Source organism: Allobosea sp. 2KB_26 (assembly GCF_052115715.1).
Classification (GTDB): Bacteria; Pseudomonadota; Alphaproteobacteria; order Rhizobiales; family Beijerinckiaceae; genus Allobosea.
Map to the genome: position 1 here is coordinate 876,936 of NZ_JBFRHE010000001.1, position 19,936 is coordinate 896,871.

Genomic DNA, 19,936 nt, shown 5'->3' on the forward strand with positions numbered 1-19,936 from the left:
CCATGACCTCCCCCCGCAACCGCGAAAGCCTGAGCAGGCGCCGCTTCCTCGGCGCGGCCGGAATGGCTGGCGCGGGGCTGGCCGCCTCGGCCAGCGGTGCCCGCGCCGGGGCTCCCGACCCGCTGATCACCGAAGTCCAGGACTGGAACCGCTATCTCGGCGAAGGCGTCGACAAGCGGCCCTACGGAATGCCCTCGCGCCACGAGAAACATGTCATGCGCCGGGACGTCTCCTGGCTGACGGCATCCCCGGAATCCTCGGTCAATTTCACGCCGCTGCATGAACTCGATGGCATCATCACGCCGTCCGGCCTGTGCTTCGAGCGGCATCACGGCGGCATCGCCGATATCGAGCCGGCCAATCACCGCCTGATGATCCACGGCCTGGTCGAGAAGCCGCTGGTCTTCACCATGGAAGACATCCGGCGCATGCCGCGGCAGAACCGCGTTTACTTCCTCGAATGCGCCGCCAATTCCGGCATGGAATGGCGCGGCGCGCAGCTCAACGGCTGCCAGTTCACCCACGGCATGGTCCATAACGTCATGTATACGGGCGTGCCGCTGAAGGCCCTGCTCGAAGAAGCGGGTGTGAAGCCGACCGCCAAATGGCTGATGCTGGAAGGTGCGGATTCCTCCGGCATGAACCGCTCGCTCCCGCTCGAGAAGGCGCTGGGCGACGTGCTCATCGCCTTCGCCATGAATGGCGAGGCGCTGCGGCCCGAGCAGGGCTATCCGCTGCGCGCAGTCATCCCTGGCTGGGAAGGCAATCTCTGGGTCAAGTGGCTGCGCCGCATCGAAGTCGGCGACAAACCCTGGATGGCACGCGAGGAAACCTCGAAATACACCGACCTGCTGGCGGATGGCCGCTCGCGGCGCTTCACCTTCATCATGGACGCCAAATCCGTGGTGACCAATCCCTCGCCGCAGGCGCCGCTGAAGCACAAGGGGCGCAATGTGCTGTCCGGGCTGGCCTGGTCGGGACGCGGCACGATCAAGCGCGTCGACGTCACGCTCGACGGCGGCAAGAACTGGCAGAGTGCCCGCATCGACGGCCCCGTTCTCGATAAGTCGCTGACCCGCTTCTATGTCGATTTCGACTGGGCCGGCCAGGAACTGCTGATCCAGTCCCGCGCCATGGATTCCACCGGCTATGTCCAGCCAACCAAGGACGAGCTGCGCAAGGTGCGCGGCGTCAATTCCATCTACCACAATAACGGCATTCAGACCTGGCTCGTCCGGGCGAATGGGGAGACCGAGAATGTCGAGATCGCCTAAGCTCGCCCTGCTTGCGGGTTTCGCGGCGCTCGCCGTCGTCGCAGCAGGCCCGTTGATCGCGCAGCCTCAGAAGCAGGCCCAGCCCAAGCCGGTGCCGCATGCGGCCAGTCAGCCCGCGCACGCGAAACTCAATCTCGGCCGCCCGGCGCTGCCGGAAGAGATCAAGGCCTGGGACATCGACGTGCGGCCGGACGGCATGGGCCTGCCGCCCGGCAAGGGCACGGTGAAGCAGGGCGACGAGATCTTCCAGACGCAATGCGCGAGCTGCCATGGCGAGTTCGGACAGGGCAATGGCCGCTGGCCCGTGCTGGCAGGCGGCCAGGGCAGCCTGACCTCGGACCGTCCGGAGAAGACGATCGGTTCGTTCTGGCCTGATCTCTCCACCGTCTACGACTACATCCGCCGCGCCATGCCCTATGGCAATGCGCAGTCGCTCTCACCGGACGAGATCTACGCGCTGACGGCCTATCTGCTCTACCTCAACGACATCGTGAAGGACGAGGAGTTCGAGCTGTCTGATAAGAATTTCACCAGTGTCAAACTGCCGAACGCGTCGACCTTCTATGACGATGACCGCGAAACCACCGAGAAGGCGTTCTGGGGCAAGGAGCCCTGCATGAAGGACTGCAAGGCCGAGGTGAAGATCACCGGGCGGGCCGCCGTGCTCGATGTGACGCCCGATTCCAAGACCGCCCCCAAGGTGGATTGATGGGGACAGGCGGCGCCATCGCAGAATGTGCATCCCGGGCGGCCCTGGGCGCGCTGGCCGCCTTTGCGGCGCTGATCCCCGCGATGTCCTGCGCACAGGCGGCCGGCGACCGCGCGCTCGGCGAGTATCTTTCGTCCGAATGCACCGCCTGCCACCAGACCAGCGGGCGCCATGATGGAGGAATTCCTGCCATCGTCGGCGTCCCCGCCGACCAGTTCATCGCGCTGATGAACAGCTACAAGGACAAGCAGCGGGAGAACCAGGTGATGCGCACCATCGCCGGGCGCCTGAGCCAGGAAGAGGTCGAGGCGCTGGCAAGCTATTACGGCAGCCTCAAACCAGCTCCATAGACCGGAAGCCGGCGAAACCCGAGGGAGGGCCAAATGTCACATTCATTAGCGGACGCCACTCGTCGCAGCATGCTTCTCGCAGCGGCCTCCGGCCTTGCCGCCGCAGCAACACCAGCACGGGCTGCGCCGCGTGACCTCAAGCTCACGGACCTCCAGAAGGAAGCCGATGTCGCCTGTGTCTATCATTGTGATTTCGGCGAACCGCAGCGCTTCGTTCAGATGCTGACCAACATCGCAAACCATTATTCTGCCTATGGCGCCGATCCGTTCGCCCTGCAGTTGGTTGTCGTCGCGCATGGACAGGGCGTGAAGTTCTTCCTGAACGACCTCACCGACACCAGCTGGCGCGACGAGGCCATGGTGCCGAAGATTTTCGAGCGGATCGAGGATGTCGCAAAGAACGGTCTCAAGGTTCATCTCTGCGAGATCACCTTCGATCGGCTGAAGCTCGACAAGGCCAAGGCTCGCGATGCCGCGTTTATTAGCTTCGTGCCGTCGGGAGTGGCAGCCGTGGCTGCGCTTCAGGCCAAGGGCTTTGGCTACATGAAGGTTGGATAGGCCCGCAGAAGGCCTGCCGGGATCAGGACCACCGGGTTCACTGACGATAATGGGGAGAGAGAGATGCTGATCGATCGCCGTTCATTGGTTCTGTCCGGGCTGGCGCTCTCCGGAGCGACGACCCTTGGCGCCCCCGCAGTGCTCGGCCAGGCGAAGCCGCGCGTCGTCGTCGTCGGTGGTGGCGCGGGCGGTGCGACCGCAGCCCGCTACATCGCCAAGGACAGCAATGGCGCCATTGCGGTGACGCTGGTCGAGGAGAACGAGCGCTACCAGACCTGCTTTCACTCCAACCTCTTTATCGGCGGGTTCAAGAGCTATGACGAACTCGTCCATGGCTATGACGCGCTGACGAAGAACAACAGCATCACACTTGCGCGCGCCCGCGCCACCGCGATCGACCGCGACAAGAAGGAGGTCGTGCTCTCCACCGGCGAGCGCCTGCCCTATGACCGGCTCGTGCTCTCTCCCGGGATCGACCTCAAATATGATTCCGTCCCCGGCTGGTCGAAGGAGGCCGAGGAAGCCATGCCGCATGGCTGGAAGCCTGGCCGCCAGACGCAGCTGATCAAGGAGCGGCTCGACGCGGTGCCCGATGGCGGCCTGATCGTGATGATCACCCCGCCCAATCCCTATCGCTGCCCGCCAGGTCCCTATGAGCGTGCCTCGATGTTCGCCCATGTCCTGATGCAGACCGGGCGCAAGCAGGCGAAGATCGTCATCCTCGATCCGAAGGAGAGTTTCTCCAAGCAGGGCGTCTTCCAGCCCGACTGGGAGAAACGCTACGGCACGATGATCGAGTGGCTCGGCCCCAAGGTGCATGACGGCATCAAGTCGGTCGATCCCAAGACCAACACCGTGGTAACCGGCTTCGAAACCTACAAGAACTGTGCCTTCGTCAATGTCATCCCGGCCCAGATGGCGGGCGCGATCGCGCGCGAGGCCGGACTTGCGCCGGCCGGCGGCTATTGCGCCATCGATCCCGCCACGATGAAGTCGGCAGCCGATCCCGCCATCTTTGTCCTCGGCGATGCCTGCATCGCGGGCGACATGCCGAAATCCGCCTTCTCGGCCAACAGCCAGGCCAAGGTCGCAGCCATGGTCATCCGCGGCGAATTGTCCGGGTCGCGCACCTTCCCGCCGCGCTACGTCAACACCTGCTGGAGCCTGGTTGACACCGACGACGCCATCAAGGTTGGCGGTCGATATGAGCCGAAAGACGGCAAAATCGCCGCTGTTGAGACCTTTGTCTCGCAGCCCGACGAGAGCGACGAACTGCGCAAGCAGACCCAGGCCGAGAACATCGGCTGGTATGCCGGCATCACCGCCGACATGTTCACATGATTGGCGCAGGCGCCGATTAGAAGCATTCTGAATTCTCCGCCGCGCGAATCCGCGCGGCCTGCTTGCCGATGAAGGAACCATGATGAAAGCGATTGCCTGCGCCACGATCCTGATCGCTGCTGCGATCTTCGGGAACTCAGCCCAAGCCCAGGACGTCGCCGCCGGCGAGCGCTCCTGGAACAAGTGCCGCGCCTGCCACCAGCTCGGCGAAAGCGCCAAGAACACGGTGGGGCCCGTCCTGAACGGTCTCTTCGGTCGGCATTCCGGTTCCGTCGAGGGCTACAGCTACTCCAACGCCAACAAGAACTCCGGCATCACCTGGGACGAGACCGTCTTTGCCGAGTACATCAAGGATCCGCGGGCCAAGATCCCCGGCACCAAGATGGTCTTCGCCGGCATCAAGAACGAACAGGAGATCAAGGATCTCACCGCCTTCCTCAAGCAGTACGACAAGGACGGCAAGAAGATGTGAGCCGGAGCCAGCCTCGACCAGGCTGGCTCACGCCTGCGCGACGACGGGATCAGCCCTGTCGTCGCGTTGCTTGTTCCGCCAGGCGTATTTTGGCATGAGCGCTCGCAAGCGTTCCGAGCCCGGAACGGATTCTCTGCTCGCAAGCCAAGGCTCCCGCCATGTCGGACACGAAGCGCCCCCGCATCGCCATCACCTACTGCACGCAGTGCAACTGGCTGCTGCGCTCGGCCTGGATGGCCCAGGAACTGCTGTCGACCTTCGGCCCCGATCTTGGCGAAGTCGCGCTCCTGCCAGGTACAGGTGGGACTTTCCAGATCCATTATGACGACATGCTGATCTGGGACCGCAAGAACGATGGCGGCTTCCCCGACGTGAAGGCGCTGAAGCAGCGTGTGCGTGATCGCCTCGACCCCGGCCGCGACCTTGGCCATCTCGACCAGAGCCACGGCTGAGCGGCCCTGCTCGAGCAAGCCTCACGATATCTGCGCCCCGCCGGCGCAGATATCAGCTGTCGGACACGTGACTTCTGCCCGCTTATCGGCCGGAGCCCGGCAAGTTGAAACTCAGGACCGCGAGTTCTGTCCTGTTATGCGCACCGAGCTTGCGCATGACGTTGCGGACATGGACCTTGACGGTGCTTTCCTTCAAGTCGAGTTCATAGGCGATGACCTTGTTCGCCTTTCCATGCTGCACCGCTTCCAGCACTGCCGCCTGCCGGGGCGTAAACATCTGCCGTGGCCCGACAGCGTCTCCCGGCTTGCCGGCGCGACGGGACAACAGGCTCCCGGACGGAATGAACACGCCCCCCGAACGCACCAGGCTCATCGCGCCGCGCGCCACGTCGAGACTGAGAGTCGTCGGGATATAGCCTTTGGCGCCGGTCGCGATGGCCTCGAGCATCTCGTCGACGTCCTCGGTATCCGAAAGGAGGACCAGAGAGACGTCCCCATCCCCCGCGAGATCCTCGATCTCCCGCTCGATTTCCTTGCGGCAGCGGGGACCGCTCACATAGCGCAGAACGACCGTTCCCGGTCGCGGCGGGCTCGACCGTTCGCGGCGCCATTCCGCCAGCGACGCAAAAGTCTCGACCTCGTAATCACGATTTTGAGAGAGCAAGGATGAAGCCAGGCAATCACGAATCAATTGCCTGGCTTCGATGATGACGATGGCGGCCGGCTGCTCTCGAAGACGCGAAATCTCTTCGGCTCCCGAGCGAGTCAAGGAAGACCGCCGATCGGCCATGAGCGGCAGATTCTCATGTATATTTTCGAATATCATAATAATATCCTTAAATTAAAACCGCATCGCCCCATAATTTTGCCAAAAATAAGTCTAAAAGGAGAACTGCCGCCGCTTTCTCCATGTATTAAATTTTACATCAATTCTAAGCCAGCCAAAGAAAATTATTCGACGAATTGAACAAATGTTACCTTTCTCACTCACCTCCCGAACAAAAAATCGTGAAGACCACATCAGAGGACGGTCTCTGCCTCTGCCCCATTGACGGAGAGACCAGCCATACGGCGTAGGCGCTCCATGTCGTAAATGCTGAACTGGCCGGCCGCGAAGGACATCACCCGCTCAGCCTGCAGGAATTGCATGACGCGATGCAGGTGGACCCCGGTCACCCCGCAGGCCTCCGCCAGATGGCGTTTTCCGAGTGGGGTCTTGAACCCCCCGTCATGCATCAGCCCTCGGATCTGCAGGCGATCGTGTAGCGTCACGACGAAATGAGCGAGCGCACGAGAGGTCCGCCCCGCACCGAGCGCGGTCAGCGAATCCACGAGGCGGCGGCGCCCGGCAACCGCGGCGCGCGTGATGCTCCGCATGAAGCTCTCGTGCCGGAACATCTCGTCGACTCTCGCCGGCGCGAAACTGCACAGCATGACGGGAGTAAGGGCAATGATGGTGCTCTCGGACGGGCCCGCCATGACCGTATCGAGACCGATGAGATCCCCGGGGAGGAGGATGGCGACGAGTTGACGCTCGCCGGATCCCAGAGCCCGGTACTCCGCAGCCCAGCCGGAGAACAGCGTGAACAGCCCGGGCCGCGCACCCCGTTCCAGGATCACGCTAGCGGCTTCCGCAAATCTTTGTCCCTGCTTGAACTCTTCCAGGGTCGTAGCATCCGCATCCGACACGCCATGGAGCGCAGGAATCTGCCGCAACGGGCATGTCAGGCACCACACGCGTTCCCGCGCGGCGCCCACATGGTTCGACGCTACGGCCGACTGGATGCGATGCATAACCCCCTCCGCCAAGGCTGCGCGATGGCCCGACGGGTTAACTTATGTTAACCGCAAATCCCCGATAAGCTGCATTTATCGGACCCAGTTTCGACCAATTCATTGTACTTTGGCGCCCCAAAGGACTCCTCCAGATCTCCTGCACGGCCTTGCTGCGAGCGGCGGCGATCGACAGCTTCACGCATCGGCCGCGTGGACATGCCGCTCCTCGCAGCACCGGATGAGAGCGGAAGCGACCCGCGCCAACTGGGGAGCGACAAGTTCCGGGAAGATCGGCAGCGAGAGAAAACGCCGCGCCAGCCGCTCCGAGACCGGGAAGTCTCCAGGCTCGTAACCCAGCCCGGCATAAGCCGGCTGCAGATGAACCGGGCGAGGATAGTGGATGCCGGTCGAAACCCCCGCCTTGGCGAGTTCCGTCCGCAGCTTGTCCCGCTCTTCACTCTGGATCGCGTAGACATGGAAGACGTGTTCCGCACGCCGAGCCGGGGCAGGAAGCTGCAGTTCGGTGTCCCCCAGCAGCCGCTCATAGGCCGCAGCAATCCGTCTGCGCTTCTGTGTCCAGCCATCGAGATAGGGCAGCTTGACCTGCAGCGCCACGGCCTGGATCGCGTCGAGGCGCAGATTGAAGCCGGGTCTAACGTGATTGGACCGTCCCTCCTGCCCCCAGTCGCGCAAGCTGCGCAGCAGCTGAGCGGCTTTGGAATCGTGAGTGACCACCGCGCCCCCCTCGCCGCAGGCCCCGAGATTCTTGCCGGGATAGAAGCTGAAGCAGCCATATGAGCCGAAGGCGCCCGCCCGTATGCCATCGCGCTCTGCGCCATGGGCCTGGGAAGCATCTTCGATCACGGTGATGCCATAGCGATTGGCGATGGCGCCAATCGCCGCCATATCGGCAAGTCTGCCATGGAGATGGACCGGCATGACGGCACGGGTCAGCGGCGTGATTGCGGCCTCGAAGGCTTCCGGCGACATGGTGAAGCTATTGGGATCAACGTCGACCAGAACCGCCTTCGCGCCCGCATAGTGGATCGCGGCCACCGTTGCGACGAAGGTCATCGGTACCGTGATCACCTCGTCCCCCGGTTCGACGCCGGCCGCGAGCAGGGCCAGGTGCAGGGCTGCCGTGCCGCTGCTCACGGCCACGGCTTCACCGACGCCGCAATATTCCGCGAATGCGCGTTCGAAGGCCGCGACCGGTTCACCCAGTACATAGTTGCCGCTGCGCAGGACCGAGAGGACGGCCGCCTCGAGCGGCTCCTGCACCGTCTTGAACTGAGCCTTGAGATCGAGAAATGGGATCATGAGGTTTCCCCCAGTACGGTTTCAAACAACCTGGGCGCAGTGGCGTTCGCTCCGGCATGGCCGATCACGCAGGCCGGTACTCCGGCGACCACCGCGCGGGCCGGCACATCGCGCATCACGACTGCGCCGCAGCTGACCACAGCGAAGGGTCCGATCTCGACCCCGCAGCCTATGGTGGCATTCGAGCCGATCGACGCCCCACGACGCACGACCGTGGCCTCTTGGGCCCAGGCCTGCGCCTCTCGCGATCCCCCCGGCCTGACCGCGCGCGGCATGCGGTCATTGGTGAACATCACGCCATGGGCGATCATGACCTCGTCCTCGAGCACCACCCCCTCACAGATGAAGGAGTGAGAGGAGATCTTGCAGCGCCGGCCGATACGGCTGCCGCGCTGGATTTCGACGAAAGGGCCGATCCGTGTGCCTGAGCCAATGGCACAGCCATAGAGATTGACGAGATCGGGGTGGCTGACGACGACATCATCACCGAAGTCCACGTCGATGATGGGCATGGCGCTCCCCTTCCCTGCTCCGGCAGAACGCTAGCTTGCAAAAGCGGAACCGGAACGATGGGAATAGGGCGCGCCTCGTTCGGATGAAGCCTATAGGCGGATCGCCCGGAGCAGTAGGCTCCCTACACCTTCCGACGAATTGCTCCTCCTCCCGTGGCAGCAGCACCTTGCAGGCCGCGCCACAAAGGTCTGCTGCGCCCCCGCCCGACGCAGCGCCCGACAATCGCCGGGGAAGGCTGGACGGCGCCGGCCTGGCGCACTGCCACGGTCGAGATTCTCTCGATTTTGATTCGCGAATGATCCGCCTGACTGGCCGTCGCCGAGCAGATGCACACTCTTGCTCAGTGGACCGTCGCCGCCAGCGCTCGACCTGATTGGACAGAAGGGCCCCCGCCTCGGCAGATCGGGCCTGCGATTCAGGGAGCGTACAGGTGGCGGCGACGCGTGATCCGGTCGACGGCAGCGGCGCTCCGACGCGAACGGGCCGCCGCTCTCATGGCCGCCCGGCATCCAGGAAGCTGCGGACCAGAGCGATGGTCGCCGCAGGATTCTCCTCCATGATCCAATGTCCGCTACCGGGCACAACAGCGCCCTGGACGTTCTCCGCCGCAAACTTCATGACCGCGGCCATGCCCAGTCCGAAGGATTTCTCACCCCCAATCGCAAGCACAGGTATCGTCAGCTTGCCCTTGGCCAGGAAGGCCTTGTTGTCGACAGCGTCCTGATCGAAAGCCGCGAACTGGGCAAAGCCCGCGCGCATCGCCCCCGGCCTGGCGTAGAGCGCCGCATAATGCTCTCGCGCAGCTTCGCTGAATCGGCTGGGGGTCGCCGAGAATTCATTCCAAAAGCGATCCAGATAGATGCGCTCGCGGCCGGCAACGAGCCGCTCCATGTCCGGGCCACCGAAGCGAAAGTGCCAGAGCAGCGGGTTCTTCAGGATCTCGTCCCAGGGGCCGACGCCCGGCAAGGGGGCATCGATCAACACGAATTTCGTCACGCGATCGCGATACCCGGCCGCAAGAGCAAAGCCGACCATGTTGCCGATGTCATGGGTCACCAGCTCCGCCCGGTCCACCTTCAGCGCATCGAGAACGCCGGCAATGTCGGCAGCCTGGTTTTTCTTGTCGAAGCCCTTCTCGGGGATGGCCGAAAGGCCCATGCCACGCAGGTCGGGAACGATCACGGTCCGGTCCCGCGCGAGATCGGCCGCCATCTCGCCCCACATGTCACCGGTTTCACCATAGCCGTGCAGCAGGACGACCGCCGGCCCCTGTCCGCCGACTCGAACGTGCAACGTCGTGCCGTTGGTCGGGATTTCCTGCGTGCGGAAACCCGCCGGAAACGGGACAATCTGCGCCAGCGCAGGGGCGGCGAAGAGAAGGGCGCCGGTAGCGGCGGCCAGCAAGCGAAGCATCGCGATCTCTCCTCATGTCTGGCCGAGCACTCCAGGGCACAGCCTTGCTCTCGACGAGATGATGGCGCTGCGCCATTGTCTGGAGTAGCCGCCAGAAAGCGAAACTGGCTTCCGGAAAGAGCGAACAATGATGAAGCTCGACGGAGTCGCTGCCTTCGTGAGGGTCGCGGAAGCCGGATCGATCACCGCTGCGGCCCAGCGCATGGGGCTGGCCAAATCCGTGGTCAGCGAGCGGCTGGCGGAGCTGGAGCGGCTGGTCGGCACGCGGCTCGTGCAGCGAACCACCCGCAAGCTGTCGCTGACCGAAGGCGGCATCGCCTTCCTGGAGCGCGGCAGGCGCTTGTTGCGTGAGGCCGAGGAGGCCGTCGCAGAGCTCGCCGAACGGCGAAGCGAGCTGGTTGGACCACTGCGGATTTCCGGCCCAGTCAGCTTCGGGGTCCTGCATCTCGGCCCGGCGATCTTTTCCTTCCTGGCGGCCAACCCCAAGATCGAGCTGGCACTGGAGCTGGAGGATCGCTTCGTCGATGCGGCGGCGGATGGCTACGATGCCGTCATCCGCCATGGCCCCATTCACGACACGCGACTTGTCGCGCGGCATATTGCGAGCAGCCGCCGCGTCCTCGTCGCCTCGCCTGCCTATCTGGATGCGTGTGGGAGACCGGGGACGCTGATCGAACTCAGGCAGCATCGTGCGATCCTCTACATGAACCGGGACTCGGACTGGCGGTTTCACAGCGAGAGTGGTGCAGTGGTGGTGCGGGCGCAGCCGGCCGTGCGTGTCAATAACGGGCTGATGATGCGCGACGCCGCCCTGGCAGGGCTTGGCATCACCTTGCTGCCGACCTTTGTGATCCATGAGCAGGTTGCACGCGGCGACCTGCAGATCGTCGATGTCGGGATCGAGGCCGAAGGCGCGGAAGTCCACGTCGCCCATCCCCGCGAACGCGCAGCCTCCGTCAAGGTACGCGCCTTGACGGAACATCTGCGCCAGAGCTTCGGGGATCCACCCTATTGGGAGACAGCGGTCGCCCAGGCTTCTCCGATATCGTGAACGCGACGCATTCTCGGCATTGCGCTGCGTCGCCGAGACATTGGGTGCAACCGCGCTCAGACGGAGCGGCTGTAGCTGCGCCCCGGCTGGGCGAGATAGGCATCGAAGACCGAGGCCACCTTGCGAACCAGCAGACGCGAGTCCTCAGGCATCAGCACGCGGCTGCCATCGAAGTGAATGACCCCGTCCTGCGCCAGCGCCCTCAGCCGCGGCAAGGACGGTGCCAGATCCTCTGGATTCGCCTTGTGCCTGGCGCAGACGGCGCCGATATCGACCGTGAGATCGCACATCAGGCGCTCGATCAACTCAGCGCGGAGCCGGTCGTCAGCACTGAGCCGGACGCCTTTGGCCGTGGCCAACTCCCCGAACAGCACCCGCTCGGCATAGCGGCCGATGACGACCTCGTTCTGGACATAGCCGGCGGGCAGGCGACCGATCGCCGAGGCACCGAAACCGATCAGTGCCTCGGCACCGTCGGTCGTGTAGCCCTGGAAATTGCGGTGCAGCACGCCATCTGCCCCCGCCTGCCCCATGGTATCGTCCGGCAGGGCAAAATGATCGAGGCCGATGCGGATATAGCCGGCGGCGACCAGCGCCTGGGCCATTGCCTCAGCCTGCTCATGGCGTTCCAAGCCGTCGGACAAATCCTCCTCGTCGATCCTGCGCTGATGTTTCTTGAAGTCGGGCACATGCGCATAGCCGAAGACCGAGAAGCGGTCCGGCCGCAACGCGACGCAGCGTTCGACCGTCTCGATGCAAGATCGGACGGTCTGCTTCGGCAGGCCGTAGATCAGGTCGAGATTCAAGCCACGGATGCCTGCAGCTCTGAGCCCGGCGACGACGCTTGCCGTCTGCTCGACGCTCTGGATGCGGTTGATCGCCTTCTGCACGACCGGATCGAAGCTCTGTACGCCGAGGCTCGCCCGGTTGACGCCGGATGCAGCCAGCGCCTCGGTCACCGCCCTTGTCAGCCTGCGGGGGTCGATCTCGACGGCGATCTCGGCCGACGCGTCGATGGCGAAGCGCCGCCGCAGCAACGCGACCAGACGGACGAAATCGTCCGGTGCGATGATCGTCGGTGTGCCACCGCCGAAATGGACATGCTGGACCTTGAGCGGCGCAGCGAGTCGATCGGCAACGAGCGCGATCTCGCGGCGCAGGACTGCGAGATAGTCGACGATCGGCTGGTCACGCAGGGCAACTGTGGTGTGACAGCCGCAATACCAGCACATCGACCGGCAGAACGGGATGTGGAGATAGAGCGAGGCCTTCGCTCCGGGCCTCAGCGTCTGCAGCCAATCGCCGTAGCTTTCCGCACCGATCTCGCCCGTGAAATGTGGCGCAGTCGGGTAGCTGGTGTAGCGCGGCAGGCGCTCGTCGAAATACCGCGCCCGGACATCTGTCATGACCCGTATCCCTGTCTTGCGAGAGTCGATCTCCATGGCCCGTGTCTAGCGCCCCCCCGCGGGCGATCCTTGATCCAGGACAAATGCCGCCCCGGTCGGCGTGGCTTACCGACTTGAGAGGACTGGGCCTTGCAGGTGACTGACATGGCTCCCAACGCAGTTCCGACCATCGCTCAGAGCTCTTGCCAAGCACGGGCTCCTCTCCTGGAATACGCCATGCGCCGCCTGCGCTGTCGTCGCAGGCGGCTGTCGAGGCGGGCCCTGCGCTTGCCGCGGCAGTTGCGTGCACGAAAATGGGGGACAGACCACACATGACGAAGACGCGGTTCGATATCTGGCTCGACCAGCATCACGCTGAGTTCACGGCGATCCGGCGCGACATCCATGCCCATCCGGAGCTCGGCCTGGAAGAACACCGCACGGCCGCTCTGGTTGCGGGCAAACTCCGGGAATGGGGCGTCGAGGTGACCGAAGGTGTTGGCGGGACCGGCGTGGTCGGCGTCATCCGTGGCCACCGGCCAGGCCAGGGCGCGATCGGACTGCGCGCCGATATGGACGCGCTTGCGCTTATCGAGGAGACGGGGTTGCCCTATGCCTCGCAGAATCCAGGCCGCATGCACGCCTGCGGCCATGACGGGCACACGACCATGCTGCTCGGCGCGGCGCGCTACCTCGCCGAGAACCCCGATTTCGCCGGGAGTGTGAATCTGATCTTCCAGCCGGCGGAGGAAGGGCGCGGCGGAGCGCTCGCCATGCTGAAGGACGGGCTGTTCGCGCGCTTCCCCTGCGATGCGATCTACGGCCTGCATAACTCACCCGGCATGGCGGCCTCGTCCTTCGGCACCTGCAATGGCCCGATGCTGGCTGCGGCCGATAGCTGGCAGGTGATTTTCCGCGGTGTCGGCGGGCATGGCGGCTCGCAGCCTCACCTCTCGACCGACATCACCTATGCCCAGGCCCATTTCGTGCTCGGATTGCAGGGCATCATCGGGCGCAATGTCGCGCCGCTCGACACCGCCGTGATCAGCGTCGGCTATGTCCATGCCGGCTCGGCGGAAGCCAGCAATGTCATCCCGGCAGAGCTCGTCATCGGCGGCACGGCGCGCACCTACGCGCCGGAAATCCGCGATCTGGTCGAGCGACGGATTGCCGAACTTGCCGCGGCAACCGCGCAAGCCTGGGGCTGCACCGCGGAGGCCTCCTATCGGCGCGGACCGAGCGCCTTGCGGAACCAGCCGGATCAGGTCGCAGTCGCAGTGGCCGCTGCGTCCGCTTCGGTCGGCGCCACCAATGTCAATGGCGCGATCCGGCCGGGAACCGGAGCGGAGGATTTCGCCGAAATGATGCAGATCAAGCCGGGCGCCTTCATGCGCATCGGCAATGGCGTCGAGGCGGACGGCTCCTTCAAGGGACTTCATACGCCGCTCTTCGACTTCAACGACGAGATCATTCCCGACGGCATTCGCTACTGGGTGAACATTGTCAGCGAAGAACTCGGCGAGGATCTGCGGGCAGCCGCGGCCTAAAGCCACGCGACCCGTATCCCGCGCCGCGCGGAGCGGCGCGGGTTTCTGCCCTCCGGCCGAATAGGCGCAGCCTATCCACCGCCTTTGCCTTTGCCGTTACCGTTACAGGCAACAGTTCCAGGCGCGCAAAACCGCGTCGCGCTGGCAGTATGCCCCGCAGATGCGGACCCTCAGTGCTTCGGCCGGAGGCTGCCATGGAGCAGGCGCAAAAGCGTGGACTGACGAGGCTGTTGCTGCGCTGGCCGGAACGGCGCGCGCAGCTGCGGGAAAAATTCGCCCGGGATCCCGGCTTTGCCGAGCTGTGCGAGGCTTATGAGGCGGCCTGCGAGGCCGAGGCCTACTGGACGAAATCGACGCTGCCGGTGGGCCCGGCGCGAGCCAGGGAATACGACGCGCTCGTCTCCGCGACAGAACAAGATATCTTGATCCGGCTAGCTCTTTCTTAAGGGAGCTAACCCGGATTCTGCCGGAATTCATCGAATACTGCCTTGCTCCATTTTCGTTCGCGAGGCATCATCGCGCTTTCTAGAGCTAATTGCGGGTTTTCTTCAGTCCTAGCTGTCGAGGCGAGTGATGGGCGGGCGCATTGCAAGGCTGCATGACGGGAATCCTCCTCCCCAACTCATCCTTGCAGCCTTGGACACTCTGCTGGCGCATGAGACCTTGCGCCTTTCCGAGCGCAACCGGCGCTTCCTCTCCTTTGTCGTCACGCAAACCGTTGCCGGCCATTCCGACCGTATCAAAGCCTATTCGATCGGCGTCGACGTTTTCGGCCGCGACGACAGCTTCGACCCTGGCACCGACCCGATCGTTCGGATCGAAGCGACACGCCTGCGCTCGGCTCTTGCGACCTATTACGAGACTGCGGGAGCGAGCGCTCCCGTCAGAATCGCGATGCCGCCGGGCAGCTACGTTCCCTCGTTTACATGGCGGCCGTCAGGGAATGGGTCCACGCGACCGGCCTTCGCTGCCGATACGGGGAGGGCCACGTCCACCGGCACCACCCTGCCGACAATCATCATCAAGAACCTGACGGACCGCGCGGCCCGGCTTGCGGCAACTCATGGCGACCTGTTCATCGAAACCATCATGAAGCGGCTCGTCGCAGCCGGCTTCAGGCTGTTCGCGATGCCGTCAGCCGAGCGCAGAGCCGCCGCGACCGCGATCAGCAAACTCCTCCTGCACCCGGACGAGACTTACGCGCTCGATATCGCGGTCCATCCGATGTCGACCGGCCAGCGCTTTTCCTGGTGCGGGACTGATTTGCGCAGCGGCGAGATCATCTGCTCCGATTTCGTCGATGAGGCTGACCGCGACGCGCCTTGTGCGAACACCATCGACATGATCGCCATGCAGGCGGTTCAATCGGTGTCAAAGGCCCTCGCGGGCTGAACAGGCCGGTCACCGCTCTCGCAGCTTACCGTAACAGTTACAGGCTTAAGCCTCTGCTGGCGTCATGCGACCCTTGCCGAGCGCGCCTGGGCGATGTTCGACATCTCTGTCGGGCTGGCCCGGGGCGTCGATCCGGCACCGGGAGTAATTCATGGAACGCCACAAATTCATGGCCGCCGCAGCCCTGGCACTGACGCTAGGGCTATCCGGCGGGGCAGCGAAGGCCCAGACTGCGCCTCCCGCCAAACCCAATATCCTCGTCATTTTCGGCGATGACGTCGGCCAGGCCAACATCAGCGCATATACGCATGGGGTAGTCGGTTACAAGACGCCGAACATCGACCGCCTCGCCCGGGAAGGCATGATGTTCACGGACTACTACGCCGAGAACAGCTGCACGGCGGGGAGATCCTCCTTCATCACCGGGCAGACGCCGCTGCGCACCGGGCTGTCGAAGGTTGGTATCCCCGGCGCCCCGGTGGGTCTGCAGAAAGGCGATATTACTATCGCCCAGGCGCTCAAGCCGCTCGGCTACGCCACAGGTCAATTTGGCAAGAACCACCTTGGCGACAAGGACGAATACCTGCCGACCAATCACGGCTTCGATGAGTTCTTCGGCAACCTCTATCATTTGAACGCGGAGGAAGAGCCTGAACGGCCCAATTGGCCGAAGGACGATCCGACATTCGTCAAGCTGATGTCCCCACGCGGTGTTCTCAGGACCTCCGCCGACGGCAAGATCGAAGATACGGGCCCGCTGACGCGCAAGCGCATGGAAACCGTCGACGATGAGACCACCGGCTCCGCGATCGACTTCATGCAGAGGCAGGTGCGCGCCAACAAGCCGTTCTTCACCTGGATGAATTTCACCCGGATGCATGTCTTTACGCATGTGCGGCCGGAATTTCGCGGCAAGAGCGGCATGGCGGGTAACGAATACGCCGACGGCATGTGGGAGATGGACCAGAATGTCGGCAAGCTGCTGAAGACGCTCGACGATCTCGGCATCGCCAACAACACCATCGTCGTCTTCACGACCGATAACGGCCCCAACGCCTTCACCTGGCCGGACGCGGCGACGACGCCGTTCCGCTCGGAAAAGGATACGAACTGGGAAGGCGCGTTCCGCGTGCCGGCGATGGTCCGCTGGCCAGGCCAGGTCAAGCCGGGCGAAATCGCCAACGGCATCGTCTCGGGCCTCGACTGGTTCCCGACGCTGCTTGCCGCCGCCGGCGATACCGGAGTGAAGGATCGTCTCCTCAAGGGCTGGCAGCCGCAAGGCAACCCGACGACCTTCCGCAACCATCTCGACGGCTACAACCAGATCGACTACCTCACCGGCAAATCCGACAAGAGCGCCCGCAACGAGTTCTACTATTTCAACGATGACGGCGCACTCGTCGCGATGCGTTTCGACAACTGGAAACTCGTCTTCGAAAAGCAGGAACAGCCTGGCCAGATGGATGTCTGGGCGAATCCCTTCACCCCCCTGCGTCTGCCCAAGATGTTCAATCTGCGCATGGACCCCTACGAGCATGCGGAGATCTCCGGCAGCGGCTACGATCAGTGGCGGACCGAGAATGCCTATCTCGCCGGCCAAGGGGTGATGAAAGCCACGCAGTTCCTCGAGAGCTTCGTCGAATATCCGCCGAGCCAGCGCCCCGCGAGCTTCGGCGTCGATCAGGTCCGCAAACAGGTGGACAGGAAGATCGACGAGTCGTTCAGGAAGCGTGGTCTGGAGTGAACCTGCAACTCTGATATGCTGCCAGCCGGCGTCGCGCGGTGCCGGCTGGATACCTTCTTATGGGCCTTAAGCTGGAAGCCGGCATGAGCGTGGGGACAGAAGCGTCAAGGCGACGTCGCGGCGCTGGCGCGATCCCGGATCGCGCCGCGCCGGTTGTCGGTGCTGCGCTCGCCCTGCCAGCCGGCCTGTTGTTCATGTCAGGCACGGCCGCGCTGATCCTGCAGGTGATCTGGATCAGGCAGCTCTCGACAGTGGTGGGGGTCGAGGTCTACGCCGTGACGACCGGCGTCAGCGCCTTCTTCGCCGGCCTCGCGATTGGCGGCCTGATCTTCGGACCTATTGCCGACCGCAGCCTTCAGCCCTTGCGTCTCTACGCCGCTCTCGAAGGTGGTGTCGCCCTCCTCGCCATGGCAGCGACCATCGGCCTGTCGCAGGCAGCCCCGCTCTTTGCCCGCCTCGAACTGACGACACCGGTGCTCGCCTGGGCGATGGTGTTCGCGCTCGTCGGCTTGCCCGCCGTCCTGATGGGCGGCACGCTGCCGGCCCTGACGCGCTTCGCCGCCACCCGGCACGACAATGTCGGTCAGGTCGGTGGCCGGCTCTATGCGGCCAACACGGCGGGCGCCATTGCCGGCGCCCTGCTCGCCTCGTTCCTTGTCATTCCCACGGTCGGCATGCGCGGTTCGGCACTTGTAGCCGCCGCAATTTGCCTGGTTGCCGCCCTCGCGGCGCTTGCAATGAACCGGAAGACTGGCGTCGCGAGCGCCGACGCGCCTAAGCCGACCGACAGCGGCTTCTCGCATTCGGCAGCGCTGGCCATCGCCCTTTATTCGGTCGCAGGCGGCATCGCGCTCGGTTACGAGGTCGTGTGGTCGCAGACGATCGTGCCCTTCATGAGCACGCGCAGCTTCGCCTTCTCCGTCCTGCTCGCGACCTATCTCACCGGGCTCGCGCTTGGCGCAGCCATTTTCGCGCGCTGGGCCGATCGGGTCACGAAGCCATGGTGCGTCTTCGGCCTGCTCATCACGGGGGCAGGCCTGTCGGCTGCTCTGGCCATCGCCGTGCTCGGCCCCTGGCTGAGCCAGCTCCAGGGCCTCGCCGAGGCGGCAGTGCTGCAACTGACGGGCAGCGCCTTCGCCGGCATGTCCGCCCGATTTGCCGTCGCCGCGATCTGCGTCGTCCTTCCCAGCACCCTGTTCCTGGGCGCAGCCTTTCCAGCGGCGCTGCGCCTGATCGTCGATCCCCGGCATGTCGGCCGTGGTGTCGGCATGATCGTCGCGCTGAACACCCTCGGCGGCATTCTTGGCACGGCCATCACCGGCTTCGTGCTCATTCCCGCGCTCGGGCTCGTCCAGACCCTCGCAGTACTGGCCACGGCCGCCGCGCTGGTGGGAGCGGTCGCTGCCTTGCGCGAACGGCGCACCGGCTCAAGGGTCTGGATCGCGGCGCTCGCCATCAGCGCCGCCACATGCGCGACCGCCCTCCTCCTGCCATCCGATCGCCTCGCCAAGCTGCTGCCCGGTGCCCGCGGCGCGAGCCTTACCTTCTATGACGAGGGCCTGGGCGGCACGGTCGCCGTCGTCGAGCGGAACTCGGGCCGAAATCGCTTCCGCCGTCTCTACATCCAGGGCGTCTCGAATTCCGGCGATGCAATGCCATCCCTGCGCTACATGCGGATGCAGGCATTGCTGCCCCTGATCATTCACAACCGCGAGCCGAAATCGGCTTTGGTGATCGGCTTCGGGACCGGCATCACGGCGGGAGCCTTGCTGACCTATCCCGGCCTCGAACGGCGCGTCGTTGCCGAATTGCTGCCGAGCGTCATCCGCGCGGCACCGAATTTCGACGGCAGCTTCCGGGCCTCAACCGACCCGCGTCTCGAAATCCGCCTGCGCGACGGCCGCCGCGAACTCCTGCGCAACCCCGATCGCTACGACCTGATCACGCTAGAACCGCCGCCGCCCTCTGCTGCGGGGGTAGCCAACCTGTATTCGAGCGATTTCTACGCGCTGGCGCAATCGCGCCTTGCCGAAGGCGGCCTTGTCGCGCAGTGGCTGCCCCTGCCGACCCAGAACGACGAGGACACGCGGTCTCTGGTGCGCAGCTTCCTCGATGTCTTCCCATACGCCACCCTCTGGACCACGGAGCTGCACGAGATGCTGCTGATCGGCTCGCAGGAGCCGGTCTCGCTGGATCTGCAGAGGATCGCCGGCCGCCTCGCACAGCCGGAGGTGGCAAGGGCTCTGGGTGATGTCGGCATCGATTCCCCAGCAGCCCTCCTCGCAACCTTCGTCACTGATCGGACGGGGCTGGAGGGCTATGCAAGCGCTGCTCGCCCCGTGACGGATGACGATCCACGCATCGAATATGCAGGCTGGGTACGGCGGCTCGAACTGGCCCGGACATTGCCGCTTCTCCTGGAGATGCAGGCAGAACCGCCGGTCATCGGCGCCGACGATGCATTCCGGACCGATCTTGCAAACGAGCGCAGCAGACTCGTGACATTCTACGATGCCGGCCTTGCCGCCTATGTCGGCGACCGGGCGCGCTGGGCGCGGCAGATGCGGCGCGTGATCCAGGCCGATCCCACCAACCCCTATTACAACTGGTTCACGGGGGGTCCTCGTGAATGAGCGAGC

The 19,936-nt window shown here is 64.4% G+C and carries 19 protein-coding genes; 13 read left to right on the forward strand and 6 right to left on the reverse strand.

Annotated elements, in window-relative coordinates:
• Positions 1–2 precede the first annotated feature (2 nt).
• The 7 genes from soxC (at position 3) to AB4099_RS04365 (ending at position 5,156) form a co-directional block, all read left to right on the forward strand.
• Entirely contained in the window at positions 3–1,274 is a 1,272-nt protein-coding gene (soxC, locus tag AB4099_RS04335) for a sulfite dehydrogenase (protein WP_113513194.1), read from the forward strand.
• Positions 1,258–1,983 carry a c-type cytochrome gene (locus tag AB4099_RS04340; RefSeq protein ID WP_441477144.1) on the forward strand — a complete coding sequence of 242 codons (726 nt, stop codon included), beginning with the start codon at positions 1,258–1,260 and terminating at the stop codon, positions 1,981–1,983. Before soxC ends, AB4099_RS04340 begins: the two co-directional genes overlap by 17 nt.
• On the forward strand, positions 1,983–2,333 hold the full coding sequence (locus tag AB4099_RS04345; protein WP_441477145.1) for a c-type cytochrome: 351 nt from the start codon (positions 1,983–1,985) through the stop codon (positions 2,331–2,333). The genes AB4099_RS04340 and AB4099_RS04345 overlap by 1 nt, the downstream gene beginning before the upstream one ends.
• A gap of 33 nt (positions 2,334–2,366) precedes the next feature.
• Positions 2,367–2,891 carry a DsrE family protein gene (locus AB4099_RS04350; protein WP_113513188.1) on the forward strand — a complete coding sequence of 175 codons (525 nt, stop codon included), beginning with the start codon at positions 2,367–2,369 and terminating at the stop codon, positions 2,889–2,891.
• A 63-nt stretch (positions 2,892–2,954) separates the two neighbouring features.
• Positions 2,955–4,232, forward strand: a complete 1,278-nt coding sequence (locus AB4099_RS04355) for an FCSD flavin-binding domain-containing protein (RefSeq protein ID WP_113513186.1) — start codon at positions 2,955–2,957, stop codon at positions 4,230–4,232.
• A gap of 79 nt (positions 4,233–4,311) precedes the next feature.
• Positions 4,312–4,704: a c-type cytochrome gene (locus tag AB4099_RS04360; protein ID WP_441477146.1), complete on the forward strand. Its 393-nt coding sequence runs from the start codon at positions 4,312–4,314 to the stop codon at positions 4,702–4,704.
• A gap of 158 nt (positions 4,705–4,862) precedes the next feature.
• Entirely contained in the window at positions 4,863–5,156 is a 294-nt protein-coding gene (locus AB4099_RS04365) for an Rdx family protein (RefSeq protein ID WP_441477147.1), read from the forward strand.
• A gap of 82 nt (positions 5,157–5,238) precedes the next feature.
• Here AB4099_RS04365 and AB4099_RS04370 read toward each other — a convergent pair whose 3' ends face one another.
• From AB4099_RS04370 to AB4099_RS04390, 5 genes are all read right to left on the reverse strand, one after another.
• Complete coding sequence (locus tag AB4099_RS04370; RefSeq protein ID WP_441477148.1) at positions 5,239–5,820, reverse strand: helix-turn-helix transcriptional regulator; 582 nt, start codon at positions 5,818–5,820, stop codon at positions 5,239–5,241.
• A gap of 356 nt (positions 5,821–6,176) precedes the next feature.
• Positions 6,177–6,950: a Crp/Fnr family transcriptional regulator gene (locus AB4099_RS04375; RefSeq protein ID WP_441477149.1), complete on the reverse strand. Its 774-nt coding sequence runs from the start codon at positions 6,948–6,950 to the stop codon at positions 6,177–6,179.
• Between the two features lie 177 nt (positions 6,951–7,127).
• On the reverse strand, positions 7,128–8,252 hold the full coding sequence (locus AB4099_RS04380) for a DegT/DnrJ/EryC1/StrS family aminotransferase (RefSeq protein ID WP_113513178.1): 1,125 nt from the start codon (positions 8,250–8,252) through the stop codon (positions 7,128–7,130).
• Positions 8,249–8,764: an acyltransferase gene (locus tag AB4099_RS04385; RefSeq protein ID WP_441477150.1), complete on the reverse strand. Its 516-nt coding sequence runs from the start codon at positions 8,762–8,764 to the stop codon at positions 8,249–8,251. The genes AB4099_RS04380 and AB4099_RS04385 overlap by 4 nt, the downstream gene beginning before the upstream one ends.
• 493 nt (positions 8,765–9,257) lie before the next feature.
• Positions 9,258–10,178, reverse strand: coding sequence for an alpha/beta fold hydrolase (locus AB4099_RS04390; RefSeq protein ID WP_113513174.1), 921 nt, complete (start codon positions 10,176–10,178; stop codon positions 9,258–9,260).
• A 127-nt stretch (positions 10,179–10,305) separates the two neighbouring features.
• Here AB4099_RS04390 and AB4099_RS04395 point away from each other — a divergent pair, with 127 nt between their 5' ends.
• On the forward strand, positions 10,306–11,229 hold the full coding sequence (locus tag AB4099_RS04395) for a LysR family transcriptional regulator (protein ID WP_441477151.1): 924 nt from the start codon (positions 10,306–10,308) through the stop codon (positions 11,227–11,229).
• A gap of 56 nt (positions 11,230–11,285) precedes the next feature.
• Here AB4099_RS04395 and hemN read toward each other — a convergent pair whose 3' ends face one another.
• Complete coding sequence (gene hemN, locus AB4099_RS04400) at positions 11,286–12,635, reverse strand: oxygen-independent coproporphyrinogen III oxidase (protein WP_441477152.1); 1,350 nt, start codon at positions 12,633–12,635, stop codon at positions 11,286–11,288.
• 311 nt (positions 12,636–12,946) lie between these two features.
• Between hemN and AB4099_RS04405 the strand changes: the two genes are divergently transcribed.
• The 5 genes from AB4099_RS04405 to AB4099_RS04425 all read left to right on the forward strand — a co-directional run bounded on the left by AB4099_RS04405 (position 12,947) and on the right by AB4099_RS04425 (position 19,930).
• Positions 12,947–14,161 carry an amidohydrolase gene (locus tag AB4099_RS04405; protein WP_441477153.1) on the forward strand — a complete coding sequence of 405 codons (1,215 nt, stop codon included), beginning with the start codon at positions 12,947–12,949 and terminating at the stop codon, positions 14,159–14,161.
• A 194-nt stretch (positions 14,162–14,355) separates the two neighbouring features.
• A complete protein-coding gene (locus AB4099_RS04410; RefSeq protein WP_113513166.1) occupies positions 14,356–14,607 on the forward strand; it encodes a hypothetical protein in 252 nt (83 codons plus the stop codon).
• A gap of 127 nt (positions 14,608–14,734) precedes the next feature.
• The gene (locus AB4099_RS04415; protein WP_441477154.1) at positions 14,735–15,553 is read left to right on the forward strand and encodes a hypothetical protein; all 819 of its coding nucleotides are present in this window, start codon (positions 14,735–14,737) and stop codon (positions 15,551–15,553) included.
• 151 nt (positions 15,554–15,704) lie between these two features.
• On the forward strand, positions 15,705–17,297 hold the full coding sequence (locus tag AB4099_RS04420) for an arylsulfatase (protein WP_069879334.1): 1,593 nt from the start codon (positions 15,705–15,707) through the stop codon (positions 17,295–17,297).
• Positions 17,298–17,380: 83 nt separating this feature from the next.
• Positions 17,381–19,930: a spermidine synthase gene (locus AB4099_RS04425; protein ID WP_441477155.1), complete on the forward strand. Its 2,550-nt coding sequence runs from the start codon at positions 17,381–17,383 to the stop codon at positions 19,928–19,930.
• Positions 19,931–19,936: the final 6 nt, after the last annotated feature.